This window comes from Mesorhizobium sp. LSJC280B00 (assembly GCF_000502835.1).
Classification (GTDB): Bacteria; Pseudomonadota; Alphaproteobacteria; order Rhizobiales; family Rhizobiaceae; genus Mesorhizobium.
Genome location: NZ_AYVL01000001.1, coordinates 251,072 through 267,865, shown reverse-complemented (window position 1 = coordinate 267,865; position 16,794 = coordinate 251,072). Strand labels below are relative to the sequence as shown.

Here is a 16,794-nt window from a genome sequence, read left to right as displayed (position 1 = left end):
AATGGTGGTTGCTAGTCGTGGTAGAGAACCGAGCGCCCACCATCGATGGTGATCGTCTCGGCATTTATGAACGGCGCTTCGTCCGAAGCGAGGAAAACCGCCGTCATTGCAACCTCGTCCGGCCGGCCAATTCGCTTGGGCGGATGGAGGTCGTAGGCTCGCCGCTTCTCCTCGGCGGGGTTCGGGAATGTGTTCCAGTAGGCTTCCGCGATTGGCGTCTCGATATAGCCGGGGGCGATCGCGTTCACCCGGATACCGCGTGCGGCATATTCGATCGCCAGCGAACGGGTCAGGCCCAAAAGTGCATGCTTGGCGACCGGATACGGAAACGTATGGGGAATGATCTGGAAGGCGTGACAGCTCGCTATGTTGACGATGGACCCCGAGCCCTTCGCCAGCATCGTCGGCAAAACCGCCTTGGCGCAGAACCACGCGGCCTGGAGGTCGAGCTTGAGGCAGCGCTCCCATTCCTCATCCGGCATCATCAGTGGTTCGTAGAAGACGTTGGCACCGGCATTGTTGACCAGAATGTCGACGCCGCCATAGGCCGTGATCGTGCGGGCGACCATGTCCGCGACCGCGGATGCGTCGGTGACGTCCGTCTCGATGAACAGGGCGTCCGCGCCCTGGGCACGCAATTCGTCGGCGATTGCTTTGCCGCTTGCCGCATTCAGTTCGGCAATGACGGTCTTTGCCCCATGCATCGCAAAAGCCCGGGCGGTGGCGGCACCTATGCCTTGGCCGGCGCCCGTGACGATTGCGATCTTTCCTTGCAGCCGGCCTGCCATTGCATTCACCAGTCAACCACGGTGCCGTCCGGCATGACGGCATTGCGGGCATGCAGCACTTCCTGCTTAAAGGGGTGACGCGCGATCACGTCCTCATTGACGGTGACGCCCAGGCCCGGCAGTTCGGGCAGGTCCCAGCGGCCTGGTTTACGCCGAATTGGCCAGGTAACGACCTCGTCGTACCAGGCGACGGCACCGGACATCTCCTCCTGAATGACGACGTTTGGCGTCGATATGCCGAAGTGAAGAGCAGCGACGCCAGCGATCGGACCGAGCGGGTTGTGCGGCGCAAGGCCGATGCCTGCCGTTTCCGCCATGGCCGCGATCTTCTTTGTCTCCAGCAGACCGCCAGTGTGGCAGATATCAGGCTGGGCAATGTTGAAGGCACGGGCTGCGATCGAGTGCGTGAATTCGCGACGTCCGATCAGCCGCTCGCCGGAAGCAATCGGCACGGCCGATCGCGCCGTGATATGCGCCAGTCCGGCAACATCTTCGGGCGGCACGGGTTCTTCCGCGAACATGATGCGGGCCGGCTCGATTGCTCTGAGGTAATCCATCGCAGCGTTAACGGATGCAGGGCGTCCATGGAAATCGACCATGATGTCGATGTCCGGACCTATGGCCTCGCGAAGTGAGCCAACCATGTTGGCGACAGAATCAACGGCTTTCGCAGGCGATAGGTAGTGGGTGTAGGGAATGCAGACGACCTTGACAGCGTCGTAGCCTGCCTGCGTCACGATGCGTCCGCGTTCCACGATCGCGTCCGCGGATCCGGTCTCATAGACCGCCTTCATGTCCCCGAGGCCGAGATGCGTATAGGTGCGCAGATACTCGCGGACCTGTCCGCCCAAAAGGCGCCAGACGGGGACGCCCAATGACTTGCCCAGGATGTCCCAGAGCGCGATCTCGATGCCGCTGACGGCGGACATTCCCTCGACGCCGAGACGCCAAAAGCCGTGCCGCGTAAGTATCTGGTAGCACTGCTCCACGTTGCGCGGATCTTGCCCGATGAGCAGGGCCTCAAGGTCCTGAAGCGCCCCAACGACGGCTCTGGTCTTCCATTCCAGCGTTGCCTCACCCCAGCCAAACAGGCCTGGCTCGTCGGTTTCGACGCGAACGAAGACCCAGTTGCGCATTTCCGCATTGCAGACGCGCGCCTTGATGGCCGTGATTTTCACTGATCCTCCCAGACCTGCCGTCTTTTTTCGATGGCAATATGTACGATTTATTATGGATAATATGGACGAGTCAAGCGCAACGTCGATGTGGACCAGCGCCGCCAAGGAACTGGTCCTCAGGAGGATCCGAGCAATTTTCGATCAATCCCTGTCCGCCGATGGAAGGGCTGTCAGCCGCCGATCCACGAATATCGCGGGAAAGGCGCGGCTAAATCACCGCGCAGACCGTTTTCGTCTCGAGATAGTTCCCCAGGCCCGGTGCGCCGTTCTCATAGCCCCAACCGGATTGCTTGTGGCCGCCCTTCGGCAATTCCGGCGAGAAGTAGGAATGGCAATTGATCCAGACGGTGCCCGACCGGATACGTGCAGCAAGGCGGTGCGCAGCGGAAAGGTCGCGGGTCCAGACGCTTGCGGCGAGGCCGTAGGGCGAGTCGTTCGCATGGCTGATCGCCTCCGCAACATCGTCGAACGGTGTCACGGCAACGACGGGGCCGAAGATTTCCTCGCGCATCATGCGCATGTCTGGCCGTACGCCGGTAACCACGGTCGGCTCGAAGAAGTTGTCGAAGCGCCGGCCGCCGGCGATGATCTCGGCGCCGCTGGAGGCACCATCGCCGACATAGAAGGCGACGCGCGCAGCCTGGGTTCCGTTGACCAGCGGACCAAGGTCGGTATCCGGGTCAAGCCCGTGTCCGAGACGCAGCTTTCGCGCCTCTTCCGCCAGCCCCTCCACCAGACGGTCGTAGATCGAGCGATGCGCATAGACACGCGAGCCGGCGACGCAGACCTGGCCGGCATTGGCGAAGATCCCCCGAGCCACTCCGGGGATTGCGAGCCCCATGTCCGCATCGGGCATGATGATGGCCGGCGACTTGCCACCCAGCTCGAGCGTCAGCTTCTTCAGATTGCCGCGCGCTGCGGAGACGATCATCTTTCCGACTTCCGTCGAGCCGGTGAAGGCGACCTTATCGACATCGGGATCTGCAGCCAATGCTGCGCCCACGGTTTCACCGAGACCGGTCACGATATTGACGACGCCGTCCGGCAAGCCGGCTTCGATCATCAGTTCGCCGAGCCTGAGCGCGGTGAGCGACGTTTCCTCAGCTGGCTTGAGCACGATCGTACAGCCGGCGGCAAGCGCCGGGGCGAGCTTCATCGAGGCCATAAGCAGCGGCGAATTCCATGGCGTTATGGCTGCCACGACACCGATCGGCTCTCGCACCGTGTAGGCGAAAATCTTGCTGCCCGCCGGTTGGTAGCTGATGGAGGTGGGGATGGTCGTGCCGAGGACTTTCGTGGCAAAACCGGCAAAATAGCGGAACTGCTCGGCCGAGGCGGGAATCTCGGCGAAGCGCGAGGTCTTCAGCGACTTTCCCTGATCAAGCGTCTCGAGCTCTGCAAGCTCATCGGCATGGCGCTCAATCAGGTCGGCGATGCGCCATAGCAGCTTGCCGCGTGCCGACGGTGTCATGTCGCGCCAGCTCTCGCCTTCAAAAGCAGCACGCGCCGCAGCAACGGCACGCCCGGCGTCATCGGCTGTGCCTTGCGCCAGCAGCGCGAGCGTGTCGCCAGTCGCAGGATCGGTCGCGGGCAAGGTTGCGCCATCGCTGGCGTCGCACCAGCCGCCGCCGATCAGGTGCCGCATTTTGGGTTTGGCCAGGAACGCCTTGACGCCTGCATGCCTGGCTTCACCGTTTCGAATGATGACCGTCATGTCGGTATCCCGCGAGCGAGCGCCTCGACCGCGGCGAGAGCACCGCGGATGATGGAATGATAGCCGGTACAGCGGCAGATATTGCCTTCGAGCGCAGCGCGGATCTGAGATTCGTCAGGAGCCGGATTCTCCAACATCAGGGCGGTCAGCGCAACAGTGATGCCGGGTGCGCAGTAGCCGCATTGGAAGGCGTTTTCGCTCGCCAGAGCCTCGCGCAGGACATCGGCTTCGGGAAGATCGTCGAAACCTTCCGGGGTGATGATGGTAGCCCCGTCGAGCTGCCACGACATGACCAGACAGCCATTGACCGCGCGATCATCCATCAGCACGGAACAAGCGCCGCAGCGGCCGATGCCGCAAGCCATTTTGGCGGCAGTCATGCCGAAATGATCGCGTAGCAGGTCGATCAGGCGTAACTCGGCAGGCACGGCCAGCGCCCGGCGGCAGCCGTTGAGGTTAAAGGTAATCGCGATCTCGGCACTCACGCTGCACTCCTCTGCAGGGCATCGAGTACCCATTCAGGATCGACCGGGATGCGCTCGGGCCAAGCCCCTGTGGCGTCCGCAATCGCGTTGACGATGGCTGGCGTCACGGCGCCAATGCCAAGCTCACCAACTCCGCGCGGACCGAACGGGTCGTCCTCGTCCAGATCCTCCAACGCGAAGGTCGCGAGGCTTTCCGGCGTGTCGGCAATGCTTGGCAGCATGTAGAAATCGAGGTTGCCGGCAAGATACCGGCCATCCCGCATCGCCGCGTCCTCAGTGAGGGTGAAGCCCAGCCCCTGGACGCCGCCGCCTTCGATCTGGCCAAGATAGGCGGCAGCATCGAGCATCGGTCCGGCCGCGGTGTGCTGATGGAGCTCGAGCATGCGTACCTGCCCAGTGATGCGGCTCACGGCAACGCGCGCCAGTGTCGCGCCGAAGGCGAAGATCAGGCGTGCATTGCCTTCCAGATAGTCCGATTTCGGAAACTCGAAGCTGACGGCAGCAGCTGGCAGCCGGTCGGGAGGCAACGCCTCGGCAAGCTCGGCGAAACTCATGAGCAGTGAGCCGCTGTTGGAATGTCGCTCGACGATACCGCCGGGCGCCAGCGCCAGCGTCCCGGCTTCGCGGCAAAGCAGCTGGCCCGCTGCGGCCAGCAGGTCGCGCGCAAAAGCTGGTGCGGCGACTGCCGCGACCCGCCAGACCACGTGAGTGCCGCGCGAGGCGGTAGAGGAACCGGATTCGGGCGTCGCCGCCGTATCGCCGGTGACCGGCCGGACATCGTCGCGACCGCAGCCGAGCGCTCCGGCTACGGCGGCCTTGACCGAGGTGAGCAGGCCCTGTCCCATCTCGTCCAGGCCGTAGAGAGCTTCGATCATGCCATCCGCAGCCAAGCGCAACGCGCCTCCGGCCGGGTCCGGCGGCAGCGTGCCTAGTCCGTTGCCTTGATAGTTCATCGCCATCCCGACGCCGATCGTCTCACAGCCGTCGAACGACGGACCACGCGGCTTGGCCCAGATCGGGTCAGCAGCGGCGGCTTGCAGCATCTCGGCCAAACGTTCGGACGGCGCGACCTGCTGGCCGAGATGGCCTCGCGTGCCAGGCTCGCGCAAATTGCGGCGCCGTATCTCGATAATGTCGATGCCGGCGGCTTCGGCTAGCCGGTCCAGCTGGCACTCTACCGCGAAGGCCATCTGGTTGGCACCGAAGCCACGAAACGCGCCGCAGACGCCGTTATTGGTGTAGGCGAGCCTGCCCGAGCTGAGGACGTTGGGAACGACATATGGCCCGCAGGCGTGTTCGAGGGCCGTCTCAAGCACGCCCGGACCGAGCGACGCGTAGGCGCCGGCATCCGCGATCACATCCACCTGCTGTGCGAGCAGCCGACCTTCGGGGTCGCAGGCGGTACGCATATGGATGCGCATCGCATTGCGCTTGGTGCCCGCGATGACGGATTCCGCCCGGTCGAGATGCAGCCGCACGGCGCGTCCGGTCTTCAGCGCCAGCAGGGCCAGGGCCGGCTGCACGGTCAGCTCGTCCTTGCCGCCGAAAGCGCCGCCAGTCGGGCTGGTGACCACCCGTATCTGCTCTTGCGGCATACCGAGGATGCGCGAGAGCTGCATGCGGTCGCGGCGGCCATGCTGCCCACCGGCAAAGACGTTCAGGGTACCATCCGTACCGACGAAAGCGTAGCCGCCCTCCGTCTCCATAAAGCCGTGCATCTGGCTCGGCGTTTCGTAGACAGCCTCGACGATATGAGCTGCCTTGGCAAAAGTCGCGGCGGCATCGCCGCGCGTGAACTCGAAGCTGCACTGCAGATTGCCGGAGGCGTGGACCAGCTCCGCTCCAGCGGCGAGTGCCTGTTGGGGATCGCTCACAATTGGCAGCGGCTCGTATTCGACGCTGACGAGAGCAAGCGCGCGTTCGGCCGTCTTCATGTCAACAGCGGCAACAGCAGCAACCGCGTCGCCGACATAGCGGACCTTGTCGAAGCACAGTGCCGGCTGATCCTGCACGACAATGCCGAAGGCATTGCTGCCGGCGATGTCGCGGTGCGTTACAACCGCCGCGACTCCTGGCAGCGCCTCGGCCGCGCTCGTATCGATGCAAACGATCCTTGCATGGGGAATGCCGGCACGCCGAATGCGCCCGACCAGCATGGCGGGCTCGCGATGGTCGGTCAGGTATTCGAGCCTGCCTGCGATTTTCGGCGCAACGTCCGGCCGCTGGTGCCAGCGTGCGCCGATCTCCGATCGGGACACGAGAATTTCGGCAGGTGGATTTCCGGACGGCACGGTCCGCCGGCACGGCGAAGGTGCTCCTTGGGACAACTTTCCGCCGAGCCCGAAGACCAGCGCATTCGCCACGACACTGCGCCGATAGCGTTCGGACCGCCATACATCATCGATCGCCGGCGCCTCTTCGAGAATTGCGGCGTGCAGCTCGGCCCAATCGATCTCCTGCAGGCGGCGGCCGACAAGCAGTGCTTCAGCGCGGCCAAGGCGGGCCGCTTGCCCGCCGCCGCTGGCCGCGAGCCGCGCGACGGTGATGCGATCATACGCTGTCTCGACCAGCCCGGCGACACCGGCCACGCTTGGGGTGAATGCGGCGCGCAGGCCAACTTTGCGATGGGTCCAGCGAGCGGTAGGTTGCGGTCGAACAATCACCGCCTCGATGAGGTCCGCTGACGGCGTGTCAGCCAGCCATTGCGCGAGCGGCACGACGGCGTGTCCGGCCGGTGAGGCGATCTCCAGCTTCGCGTCGGACGCGAGCAGGGCCGGTAGAAGGCAACCCATGAGCCCGGCGACGTTGCCGCCCAGCGTTCCGAGATTGCGGACGGCAGGTCCCGCGGTGGCGCGGACGGCGGCTGCGAGCAAAGGCAAATTCTCGCCTATCGCCCGGTCACGCTCCATGGCACCCAGGGTCGTCAGTGCGCCGATGCGGAAGCCGTCGCCGGCCGGTTGGATGCCCTTCAGGCAGGCGATTCGGCCGATGTCGATGAGGCGCCGCGGCTTTGGCAGGCCCTTCGCCCAACCGAGCTGCAGCGCCGTGCCCCCGGCGACCAGTTGCGACGCGCCCTCGCCTGCCAATGACAGCGCCTCGGCAACGGAGGTCGGGCGAAGCACCTGGAGACCCGGCTCGGTCATGTGGCTCCGGCGGCCGTGCCGAAACGGATGCCCCTTTCCTTCAGCCAGCGGCGGTAGGCGATGGAGGACCCGTCGGCGCGGGTCGGGATTTCCATCCGTGGCTCGAGCGGAAGGCGCAGCGGCCGCTGGTTCTCCACGATGATCCGATCCTGCAGGAAGATGACCTGTTCGAAGTTGAGCAACGCCGTCTGCGTCGAAGCGGAGTCGACCAGATACATGACCGGCTGGGCGCGGCAGAGGTCTTCCTCGATGGGCTGAATGAACAGCGCGATCGCGTCGAGCCGGTCCGGCGCTCCAGGGCATACACGGTAAAGCATGACAACGAATGGGCTCGGCACACGATAGGTCAGGTGCACAAACGCGCCGGAGCTTTCCGTTGCGGCAATGCGCGGCTGGAAGAACGTGCAGTTGGTCGCCCAGACCTCGTCCACCTCGCGACGTATCTCGCTCAGATAGGCCGGCACTTCCGTGTGCGGCTCCGAACCGAGAATGTCGGTATGCACGAACGGGAAATGCGCCATGTCGAGGAAATTCTCTACGACGCGCAAACCCGACGCCCGCATCGTCACCCAGCCGCAGGGCACGTAGCGGCGGTCGGGTTCCGATGCCTCGGCGATCTCGAAGATTTCCTTCCCGGGCAGGCCCAGCGTCGTCCAGACGCAGCCGTAGCGCTGCCGGACGGGCAGCGCGGGGCCGCGGTTGCCGTCGTCCAGGACCTCCCGAACCGTGATTGCACCCGTGATGTCACGGACCAGTTCGATGTCCTGGCCGAGCAGCCGCGTGCGGCTCGGCGCGCCATCCAGATCGGCGACCATCGCCACCGCGTACCAATCGTCCAGTGCCGCCCTGTCCGTCGTCTTCATCACCGAGGCCCGCCCTATTGGGTCCATTGCAGGCTGCCGCCGGAATTCTGGGCAAGGAAAGCGGCGCGCCGGGCGAACAGGCCAGGCGCGACGCGATGGACTTCGGCGATGATCTCGCGCAGGTCGCCGGTGCGCAGCACGCCGTCCTCGGCCAGGATCTCGCCATCGACCATCGTCAAAGACACGTCGCTGCCGCGCACGGCGTGGACAAGATTGTGATGGAAGTTGAAATAAGGTCCGTCGCGGAAGACCGGCGTCATGCGCGGCGTATCGGTGCGGACCGCGATAATGTCGGCGCGCTTGCCGACTTCGATCGAGCCGATCTCGTGGTCGAGGCCGATCGCCCTGGCGCCGAGAATGGTGGCCATGCGCAGCACCTGCCAGCTATCCATGGCGGCGGCGTCGAAGTCCTTCAGCTTGCCCAGCAGCGAAGTCACCTTCATCTCTTCGAACATATCGAAATTGTTGTTCTCCTTCTCGCCGTCGGTGCCGATCCCGACAGGCACGCCGGCCTTCAGCATCTCGGCCACCAACGCGATGCCGCTTGCCAGCTTCATGTTGGAAACAGGATTGTGGGCCACCGAAACGCGGCGCTTGGAAATAAGCTCGATCTCTTCTCGATCGAGCCAGACGGCGTGGGCGATCATGGCGCGCGGCGTTTCGAAGAAGCCAAGGTCGTCCAGCGCGAACATCGGGCGTTTGCCGTAGCGCCGCTTAAATTCCGCGATCTCGATCTCGGCCTCGCTGCAATGCGTGTGGAAGCCGGTGTCGTGTTTCCTTGCGAGTTCGATCGCCCTGCGTTGGCCGGTCTCGTCGGCATAAAACAGATGCTCCAGCCCGACCCACACATTGATGCGGCCGCCCGCCTTGCGATGCCAGCCCTCGATCATCGCCTCGTTCATGTCGAGCGTGTCGAAGTAGTTGTAGTCGGGATGCTCGCCGACGTAAGGCACGGCGACCAGGCGGTTGCCGATCGCCTCGGCCGCCCTGGCGCTGCCTTCCATGAACCGCCACATGTCGACGACGGTGGTCGTGCCGCCGAGCACGGATTCCGCGTAGCAGAGCCACGATGCCGCCTCGGCCTCGTGCGGCTGCAGCACGCGATGCATCGGATTGATATGGAGCGTCAGCCAGTCCCAGACCGGCAGCTGCTCCGCCGTGCCGCGCAGAAAACCGGAATGCGCATGCGCATTGACCAGCCCGGGCAAAAGCACCGCATTGTCGAGCTTCTTCACGGCCACGGCCGGATACGCAGCGCGCAATGCTGCGAGTGCGCTGACCGCGGCGATACGACCATCCTCGACCAGCACGGCGCCATCAGGCAACACGTGGTTATCTTCATCCATGGTGAGCAGCGTGTCGGCAGCAAGGATGAGGCCTTGGGTCATCGAGGGTGGTACTCCGTGTGCGGTCCGTCGGTCATGACATCCTCAAGCTGCCGCCGCGAGCAGGAAATCGGCGGCGCGCTCGCCGATCATCGTGGCGGGCGCGTGGGTGTTGCAGGTCGGGATCGTCGGGATCACCGAGGCATCGGCGACATGCAGGCCGTCCAGCCCGTGCACGGCGAGACGGCTGTCTACGACGGCCATCGCGTCCTCGCCCATCTTGGCGGTTCCGCAGGTGTGGAAGAACGTCGAGCACGCCTCGCGGATGAAGGCGATGGTCTCGGTGCGGGTCAGTCGGCGGTCAGGTGCGGCAAAGTTGCTGAAGAGACCGGCGTTCGCCTTTGCAGCCGCCATCTCCATCACCATCTCGACCGCAGTGACCATGGCGTCGAGATCTTCCGGTTCCGCCAGAAAGTTCGGTTGGATTTCGAGCGGCCCGCCGGGCTTGCCGTCGAGCAACTTCAAGTGCCCGACGCTCTTCGAGCGCATCAGGCCCGCACCGAAGGAAAAGACATCGCCGGATAGATCGTAGCGCGCGCGGATCGCCGGTTCGGCGCTGTTGCCCTGGACGGGGAAGGCATGCAGGTCGGGCTGCGGCAGGTCCGGCCGCGACTTCCAGTTGACCATCGAGCCACCGCCATTGCCCACTATCGGTCCGATCGGTCGTTTCGCGCGGAAGACGCAGGCCTGCGCCAGCGGATGATCCTGAAGGTTCCGGCCGACGCCCGGCAGGGCGCAAACGAGCGCAATGCCAAGGCGCTTCAGTTCGAGCGGATCGCCGATGCCCGACAGCATCAGCATGCGCGGCGTGTCGATGGCACCGGCCGCGAGCACGATGCTCTCGCGCGCGCGTGTTTCGCGGATTTCGCCGCCGACGAGGTGCTGGACCGCGACGCATCGGCTGCCTTCGACCGTCAGGCCGATGGCCGCGGAACCGGTCAGCACCGTCAGCATCGGATGATCGAGTATAGGCACGAGATAGCCCGTCGCCGAACTCCAGCGCTTGCCGTCGCAGATGTTGAAATTCGCGGCCGCCGCCCCCTCGTTGCTGGGGCCGTTGGGATCGTCGATTACGGGGATGCCGATCTCGGCCGCGCCATCGATCAGCGCCTGCGCGACCGGGTGCAGTGCCGCCGGCCGCTCGACACGGAGCGGACCACCCGCACCGCGAAACTCGCTTGCACCATCGCGCCAGTCCTCGCAGCGCCGGAAATAGGGCAGCACGTCGGCGAAGCTCCAGCCCTTGGCGCCGCCAACCTCCCAGGCATCGTAATCATGTGGATGGCCGCGATACCACATCATCGCGTTGATAGCGCTTGAGCCGCCCAGCAGGCGACCACGCGGGATGCCGATGGTACGGCCGTTCACGCGCGGTGTCGGAGCATAGTCGTAGCCCCAGTCATAGGTGCCGCGGCCAAGCGGCACCCATTTGCCGGGGTCGTCGATTTCCGTAATCCCAAGACCCGTCGTGCCGGCTTCGATCAGGAGGACGTCGGCGCCGGCATCGACCAGCCGCCGCGTCACCGCACAGCCACCGGAACCCGAGCCGACCACGACGTAGTCGTAGCTGGGTTTGAGCGCGCGTCGGGGGACGACAGGTCCGAGGGTGCCCATGATCTCGTCAGTTGTGCTCGCTCGGGCCCATGATGACGATGCCTTCGCTCGCCTCGACGTGGCGGACGAAGATATACTTGTCCTCGCGGCCGTCGCTGTGTTTGCGCTTGATGTCCGGCTGAACCGTTCCCGAGACCTTGGCGACCACCAAATAGGGAGCGTCCAAGGCGAGCCCCCTCGCGCAATGCGCGTCGAACTCCTCCACGGTGCGCGCCGTATGGGCGTTCTCGACGCCGGCGCCGCGCGCGATCGCGGCAAGGTCGACGCGGCCCAGCGCCGTATGCGTCGGCGGGCCGCCGATCGACTGGTAGCACTCATTGTCCCAGACCACGATGAAGAGGTTTTTCGGTTGTTCGTTGCCGAGCGTGGCCAGGATGCCTAGATTGAAGAGCAGGCCGCCATCCGTATCAAGCGAAACGACGCGGCGGTGCGGCAGGCCGGCGGCGAGCCCGAAGGCCTGCGGCGTGACGCAGCCGAGTTGCTGCTGGAACAGGCTCGCCTCGCGCATATGCGGCGCGGCGTTGTACCACTCGTCGACGCTGCCGCCGAGCGAAAGGATCACCAGCTCATCCTTCAGCCGCGCGGCAAGAGCCTTCATGCAGTCGAAGCGTTTCATCGCACCACCTCGCCGCCGAGCGCCACGGCCGAATGGTAGTAGGACGCATAAGACCAGGAATAGGCGTCAACGATGGCGCGCTCGATCTTCGCCTCCTCGGTGACGATCCGGTACGGCACGCGCAGCGCGTTCAGCACCGGCTCCATGGTGATGCCATGCGGAATAGCCCACCAGTTGTTCTCTCCGAGCTCGCCGCGATAGCTCATCAGCATCACGACCGGGATGCCGGCTCCAAGGCCCATGCGGGCCAGCGGCTCGACCGAGGCGCGCAAGCCGGAATTTTCCATGACCAGCGCCGCGCGCTTGCCCGACAGGAAGACCCCGCCGCAGATCGCCGCGCCCTCACCCTCGTTGGTGACGCGGATCGTGCGGATATCCGGATCGGCATCAAGCGCCGGGTAGAGCTCCTTGAACAGCGAATCGGGCAGGTAGCAGACGATGCTCACTCCCGCCCGCTTAAGCCCCCGAATGACCGCGTCGACCGCACTCTGCTTCATGACATCCCCTTCGGCCGGGAAGTCTCGCAAAGCTCAGTTGTTCGAGATAGGGACAAATTACTCTCTTTATCGATGCGCAAAGTGCAACAACTAACCATGCAACGCCTCGACCATGCGGGCCAGCAGCGCCGCGAATGCGGAGGCCGCATCCGACATTTCGCGTTCCAGCCGGGCGAGCAGCATCAGCCGGTGCGGGTTCATGCGCGAATCGCGCAACGGCACGAAAACGATCGATCCGTCAGCCACTTCCGGTTCGATGCCGAGCTTGGTGCGAAGCACCACGCCGAGGTTGAGGCGCACCATCTCGGTCATCAGTCCGATCGAGTTGGTCCGCGACCGTCGCGTGATGTCGATCATGGAACGCCCGATCGCATCGTCGATCGAAATGCCCAAAGCAAGGCTGTTGTCCGAGACGATGACCTGTTCGCCGGCAAGATCGAACAGCTTCACTTCCTTGCGGCCGGCAAGGCGGCTGTCCGGATGAGCGACGACGCCGAGCGGCAGAGGCATGCTCGCGATCTTGCGCACGTTGCGCGGCACGCGCACGTCGAAAGCAAGCGCCAGATCGCATTCGCCGTCGGCAACTGCATCGCAGGCCCGCTGCGACCCGGCGACATGCACATCGACCGAGATCTGCGGGTGGCGTTTCCAGAATTCCTTCAGCGCGTTCGGCACCAGCCCGCGCGCCGCGCTCTCCACGATTGCCACGGACAACGAGCCGCGGTTGAGGCCACTGAGATCGTTGATCTCGGACGAGGCGCGCGCCAACTCGGTGATGCTCTGACGCGCGTGGTAGAGCAGAAGCTCGCCTGCGCTGGTCAGTTTCAGTCGCTGGCGCACACGCTCGAAGAGCGGCGTGCCCAGTTCGTCCTCCAGACCCTTGATGACGCGGCTGATGGAGGATGGCGCCACGTTGAGCGCCTGCGCGGTCTGGCGAACCGAGCCCAGCCGCGCGACCATTTGGAAATAATGAATGCGCGGTGAGACCAGCCCAAGTCGGAAGGGATCCACTCAGGCGGCCTCGAAGGCGGGGACGATCTCCATTTCCGGCACCAGCACGAGACCTTTGTCGGTGATACGGATTTCGGGGATGACCGAGAGCGGGATGAGGTTGAAGCCCATATAGGGAATGCAGCAGCCGGCCGCCTCCCATTCCCGTTTGAGGATCTTCACCTCCTCCGCGACCTCAGTGACGCGCTTGTCGGACAAAAGGCCGGCGATCGGCAGTTCAACCATGGCAGTCACTTTGCCGTCGACGACGACACAGACGCCGCCTTGCGTTTCCTCGATCGCCCGCAGCGCCACCTGCATGTCGGCCTCGTTGAGGCCGGCGATGATGATGTTGTGGCTGTCGTGACCAACAGACGATGCGACGGCGCCGCGTCGCAGCGTGAAATTGCTGAGCAGCCCGTAGGCGACGTTGCCGTCCGACTTGCCATGGCGCTCGACCATAGTGACGAAGCACAGGCCGTGGCGGTCGAAATGGTTCTGCCAGTCGTTGGCCGGATCGAGCGTGATCTTCTGGTGGCCGAGCGTGATCCCCGGCAATTCGGTGCGGATGGTATGCGCCACCACCTTGCCGGTTGGCAGGTCCGGCGTCAGCTTGATCTGCTTCGGCAACTTCACTGTGTAGTAGGCCGCGTCCGGATAGCGGTAGCGGGTCGAGAGGGCCTGGTCGAGCAGCGGCGTGATCTTGCCGCCATCGACGACGAGTTCGCCGCCATACCACGTGCTGACGGGATCGAAGCCGTCGTCGAGCAGCACCAGGTCGGCACGGCGGCCACCACCGAGGCCTCCGATTTCGCCTTCCATGCCGAAGCGCGTCGCGCCATGCAGTGAGCCCATAGACCAGGCCTGCTCCGGCGTCATGCCGGCCTTCATCGCCTCGCGCGTCACCCAGTCAAGGCCGAAGAGCATCAGGTCGTCAGCATCGCGGTCGTCGGTGCAGACCGCGATGCGCTTGTGCGAGGCTCCGAGTTCCGTGATCGTCTTGATCGCTGCGGGCAGGCTGTGCCACGGCGTCGTCGGCGGGCCGCCGCGCAGGAACAGCCAGATGCCGGCTTCGAGCATGTCGTCGGCGATCTCGCGGTCGATCGCCTCATGGGTGTCGGTGACGCCGGACGCCGCATAGGCCGACACGAATTCGCGTCCATAGACGTGTCCCGATACCGGGCGGCCGCGTTTCAGCGCCGCAGCGAGGATGGCATGGCTGCGTTCATCGCCCATAGCCACTGGCACGAAATCCATCTTCTCGCCGAGCGCCACGGCTTCCGGCCATTTGTCGAACAATGCGCCGATCTTCTCGGCTGTCAGGTCGCCGCCGGCCGTTTCCAGCAACGACGATGTCGCCGGGACGGTGCTCGGTACCGTCAGGAAAATGGACAACGGCGCCAGGCGCGCGTCCTCCAGCATCGCCTCGATGCCAGCAACGTCCATGACGTTGCCGATCTCGTGGCTGTCGCAGAAGAGGGTCGTGGTGCCGTTGAGCAGCGCCGCCTCGGCATAGGCGCAGGCCGTCACCATCGAGGATTCGATGTGGATGTGCGGATCGACCAGGCCGGGGGCGACGATGCCGCCCCTGGCGTCATATATCCTGGCGCTGCCGCCCTTATAAGTGCCGGCCGGCTTCACTGCGGCGATCCGCCCTCCCGACAACCAGATCTCGCGGCCTGGAAGCAGGCGCTCCGAATAGGTCGACAACACGCGTGCGCCGGCAATGACCAGATCGGGATCGGCTCGCCCGGAAGCGACGCCGGCCAGCCGCCGGGTCATGGACGAGAGCGGCTGGACGGAAAAGCGCGTGAGAGAGGTCATTCTGTTGCTAGCCTCGTCCTCGTTGAATTTTGGGCGTCAATGGTAATCGGGGATGCCCGGCATGGTCATGAAGCCGGGAAGCGCGCGGAAGCGACGCGCCCAGCGGCGCAGCGCCGGATACTCGTCATGGTCGACGCCGAAATCGCGGCTCAGCGCAAAAGCCGGAAAAAGCGCGATGTCGGCGATGGTCGGGCGGTGCGCAGCGAACCATTCTTTTTTCTCGAAACCCCGCGCGGTCATATGGTCGTCCATGGCGCGGAGCGCTTGCGCGGCACCGGCACGCAACGCAGCCTCGTCGCCGGCGGCACCGAACATGGCATGGCGGCGCGCGGCGCCGGCAACGCCGAGATCGCCGGCAGCAAAGAAAAGCCACTGCATCACTTTGGCGAAATCCGCACCATCCGCCGGCAGCCATGCACCCGTTGAATCGTGGCTGCGCGCCAGATGGGCGATGATGGACTCGGCGCCGAACATCGTCATCTCGTCGTCGCGGAGAATGGGCAGGCTGCCCGCCGGGTTCATGGCCAGGAATGGCGGCGTCTTCTGCTCCGCCCCCGGAAATGCATCGACTGCGACGGTCTGCCATTCCAGGCCAAGCATGGAAAGCGCCAGCCGCACCTTGTAGCAGCTTTCGTCCAGCTCGTAGTTGTATAGCGTGATCCTCGCCATCATGCGGCCCGCGTCGTCGAGGTCGCGCCGGCACGCCCGGTCTCGAGGTGGTGGCGCAGTTCACTCGTCCAAGCGAAGAAATGTTCCTGTCCCTTGCCGGCATATTTTGCCGCCGGTCCGTCAATCACGACATGCAGGGCCGATCGTTTGCCGGTCAGCTCTTGCAGGCCAAGAAGCAGCGTCTCTTCGCCGACCTTCAGGCTGAACAGCGTCCCGCTCAGCGCCTTCAGATCAGCGAGCCCGGATCCGCCGGAGGAAGATGTGGGCGGCATGGCCTGCACGACATCGATCACCATCCCGGCGGAACAGTCGAGATACAGGCTGCGGACCGGCACCACCTCCTCTGGCAAGGCAGGCAGTTCAGGCAATGCTGCTGCCGGGTCCAGCGTCGTCCAGATCATGCCAGCCGCCTCGGCCGTGCTGTAGACCGACACGGTAATGGACGCCGGCACCCTGAGATCGGGGTGGGCCGGAATGTATCGGCACTGGCCGGCCGTGTCGTACTGCCAGCCGTGATAAAGGCAGGCGATATGGTCGCCGCGGACAAAACCGAAGCTCAGCTTCATGCCGCGATGCGGGCAGCGATCCTCCCACACATGCGCTGCGCCGCTGTTGTCGCGCCACACCACCAGTTCGTTTCCGCCAAGGCGGATCCCGGCCGAACTGCCCGGCTCGATCGATCCCGACAGCGCCACTGGGTGCCATCCAGCCTGTATCGTCATCCTGCGTCTTCCTCTCTGGAATATCCCCGAATTTCGGCCCGTTCGCAGTCCATCACCAGACAGTCGATTGGTCCCAGGCTACATGCCATCTCGAAGGCATCGATGAGATCGGGCTGGCCCGAAACCTGGACGACAAAAAAATCGTCCGCGGCTTCGTGCACCAGCAGATCGAGATTGAGCCGAGCGGCACGCCTGTCGGCGAACTCGCTAAAGCTCGACGACACCAGTTGGCCGACGAAGCGCAGGCGCGTTGTTTGAGGCGGAGGCGCAAGGTTCTGCGCTTCCGGTAGGTGCTTCATGCCTATA

The 16,794-nt window shown here is 64.6% G+C and carries 15 protein-coding genes; all 15 read right to left on the bottom strand.

The features are described from left to right. Window positions 1-11: 11 nt before the first annotated feature. The 15 genes from X773_RS41935 to X773_RS0137015 all read right to left on the bottom strand — a co-directional run bounded on the left by X773_RS41935 (window position 12) and on the right by X773_RS0137015 (window position 16,787). A complete protein-coding gene (locus tag X773_RS41935; RefSeq protein WP_031211099.1) occupies window positions 12-788 on the bottom strand; it encodes an SDR family oxidoreductase in 777 nt (258 codons plus the stop codon). Between the two features lie 5 nt (window positions 789-793). Further along, window positions 794-2,071 carry a galactonate dehydratase gene (gene dgoD, locus X773_RS41930; protein WP_245274601.1) on the bottom strand — a complete coding sequence of 426 codons (1,278 nt, stop codon included), beginning with the start codon at window positions 2,069-2,071 and terminating at the stop codon, window positions 794-796. Window positions 2,072-2,174: 103 nt separating this feature from the next. Beyond that, window positions 2,175-3,680, bottom strand: coding sequence for an aldehyde dehydrogenase family protein (locus X773_RS41925; RefSeq protein ID WP_023674242.1), 1,506 nt, complete (start codon window positions 3,678-3,680; stop codon window positions 2,175-2,177). Continuing rightward, window positions 3,677-4,165 carry a (2Fe-2S)-binding protein gene (locus tag X773_RS41920; protein ID WP_023674241.1) on the bottom strand — a complete coding sequence of 163 codons (489 nt, stop codon included), beginning with the start codon at window positions 4,163-4,165 and terminating at the stop codon, window positions 3,677-3,679. The genes X773_RS41925 and X773_RS41920 overlap by 4 nt, the downstream gene beginning before the upstream one ends. Continuing rightward, complete coding sequence (locus X773_RS41915; RefSeq protein ID WP_023674240.1) at window positions 4,162-7,308, bottom strand: molybdopterin cofactor-binding domain-containing protein; 3,147 nt, start codon at window positions 7,306-7,308, stop codon at window positions 4,162-4,164. The genes X773_RS41920 and X773_RS41915 overlap by 4 nt, the downstream gene beginning before the upstream one ends. Then, complete coding sequence (locus X773_RS41910; protein WP_023674239.1) at window positions 7,305-8,171, bottom strand: aromatic ring-hydroxylating dioxygenase subunit alpha; 867 nt, start codon at window positions 8,169-8,171, stop codon at window positions 7,305-7,307. The genes X773_RS41915 and X773_RS41910 overlap by 4 nt, the downstream gene beginning before the upstream one ends. A 14-nt stretch (window positions 8,172-8,185) precedes the next feature. Then, the gene (locus tag X773_RS41905) at window positions 8,186-9,559 is read right to left on the bottom strand and encodes an amidohydrolase (protein WP_023674238.1); all 1,374 of its coding nucleotides are present in this window, start codon (window positions 9,557-9,559) and stop codon (window positions 8,186-8,188) included. A 42-nt stretch (window positions 9,560-9,601) separates the two neighbouring features. Beyond that, a complete protein-coding gene (locus X773_RS41900) occupies window positions 9,602-11,170 on the bottom strand; it encodes a GMC family oxidoreductase N-terminal domain-containing protein (protein ID WP_023674237.1) in 1,569 nt (522 codons plus the stop codon). Window positions 11,171-11,177: 7 nt separating this feature from the next. Next, window positions 11,178-11,786, bottom strand: coding sequence for a thiamine pyrophosphate-dependent enzyme (locus tag X773_RS41895; RefSeq protein WP_023674236.1), 609 nt, complete (start codon window positions 11,784-11,786; stop codon window positions 11,178-11,180). Further along, window positions 11,783-12,283, bottom strand: a complete 501-nt coding sequence (locus tag X773_RS41890) for a thiamine pyrophosphate-binding protein (RefSeq protein WP_023674235.1) — start codon at window positions 12,281-12,283, stop codon at window positions 11,783-11,785. Before X773_RS41890 ends, X773_RS41895 begins: the two co-directional genes overlap by 4 nt. Before the next feature lie 90 nt (window positions 12,284-12,373). Beyond that, entirely contained in the window at window positions 12,374-13,294 is a 921-nt protein-coding gene (locus X773_RS41885; RefSeq protein WP_031211097.1) for a LysR family transcriptional regulator, read from the bottom strand. Then, on the bottom strand, window positions 13,295-15,097 hold the full coding sequence (locus tag X773_RS41880; protein WP_023674233.1) for an adenine deaminase C-terminal domain-containing protein: 1,803 nt from the start codon (window positions 15,095-15,097) through the stop codon (window positions 13,295-13,297). Window positions 15,098-15,133: 36 nt separating this feature from the next. Continuing rightward, window positions 15,134-15,769 carry a glutathione S-transferase family protein gene (locus tag X773_RS41875; RefSeq protein WP_023674232.1) on the bottom strand — a complete coding sequence of 212 codons (636 nt, stop codon included), beginning with the start codon at window positions 15,767-15,769 and terminating at the stop codon, window positions 15,134-15,136. Continuing rightward, window positions 15,766-16,488, bottom strand: a complete 723-nt coding sequence (locus X773_RS41870) for a Rieske 2Fe-2S domain-containing protein (RefSeq protein ID WP_023674231.1) — start codon at window positions 16,486-16,488, stop codon at window positions 15,766-15,768. The genes X773_RS41875 and X773_RS41870 overlap by 4 nt, the downstream gene beginning before the upstream one ends. Then, window positions 16,485-16,787, bottom strand: a complete 303-nt coding sequence (locus tag X773_RS0137015; protein WP_023674230.1) for a hypothetical protein — start codon at window positions 16,785-16,787, stop codon at window positions 16,485-16,487. The genes X773_RS41870 and X773_RS0137015 overlap by 4 nt, the downstream gene beginning before the upstream one ends. Window positions 16,788-16,794 lie beyond the last annotated feature (7 nt).

Excerpts from the sequence above, each read along its gene's own strand:
- X773_RS41870 (WP_023674231.1), bottom strand. The coding sequence starts at position 16,488 with ATGACGATACAGGCTGGATGGCACCCAGTGGCGCTGTCGGGATCGATC.
- X773_RS41890 (WP_023674235.1), bottom strand. The coding sequence starts at position 12,283 with ATGAAGCAGAGTGCGGTCGACGCGGTCATTCGGGGGCTTAAGCGGGCG.
- X773_RS41900 (WP_023674237.1), bottom strand. The coding sequence starts at position 11,170 with ATGGGCACCCTCGGACCTGTCGTCCCCCGACGCGCGCTCAAACCCAGC.
- X773_RS41905 (WP_023674238.1), bottom strand. The coding sequence starts at position 9,559 with ATGACCCAAGGCCTCATCCTTGCTGCCGACACGCTGCTCACCATGGAT.
- X773_RS41910 (WP_023674239.1), bottom strand. The coding sequence starts at position 8,171 with ATGAAGACGACGGACAGGGCGGCACTGGACGATTGGTACGCGGTGGCG.
- X773_RS41880 (WP_023674233.1), bottom strand. The coding sequence starts at position 15,097 with ATGACCTCTCTCACGCGCTTTTCCGTCCAGCCGCTCTCGTCCATGACC.
- X773_RS0137015 (WP_023674230.1), bottom strand. The coding sequence starts at position 16,787 with ATGAAGCACCTACCGGAAGCGCAGAACCTTGCGCCTCCGCCTCAAACA.
- X773_RS41875 (WP_023674232.1), bottom strand. The coding sequence starts at position 15,769 with ATGATGGCGAGGATCACGCTATACAACTACGAGCTGGACGAAAGCTGC.
- X773_RS41925 (WP_023674242.1), bottom strand. The coding sequence starts at position 3,680 with ATGACGGTCATCATTCGAAACGGTGAAGCCAGGCATGCAGGCGTCAAG.
- X773_RS41895 (WP_023674236.1), bottom strand. The coding sequence starts at position 11,786 with ATGAAACGCTTCGACTGCATGAAGGCTCTTGCCGCGCGGCTGAAGGAT.
- X773_RS41915 (WP_023674240.1), bottom strand. The coding sequence starts at position 7,308 with ATGACCGAGCCGGGTCTCCAGGTGCTTCGCCCGACCTCCGTTGCCGAG.
- X773_RS41935 (WP_031211099.1), bottom strand. The coding sequence starts at position 788 with ATGGCAGGCCGGCTGCAAGGAAAGATCGCAATCGTCACGGGCGCCGGC.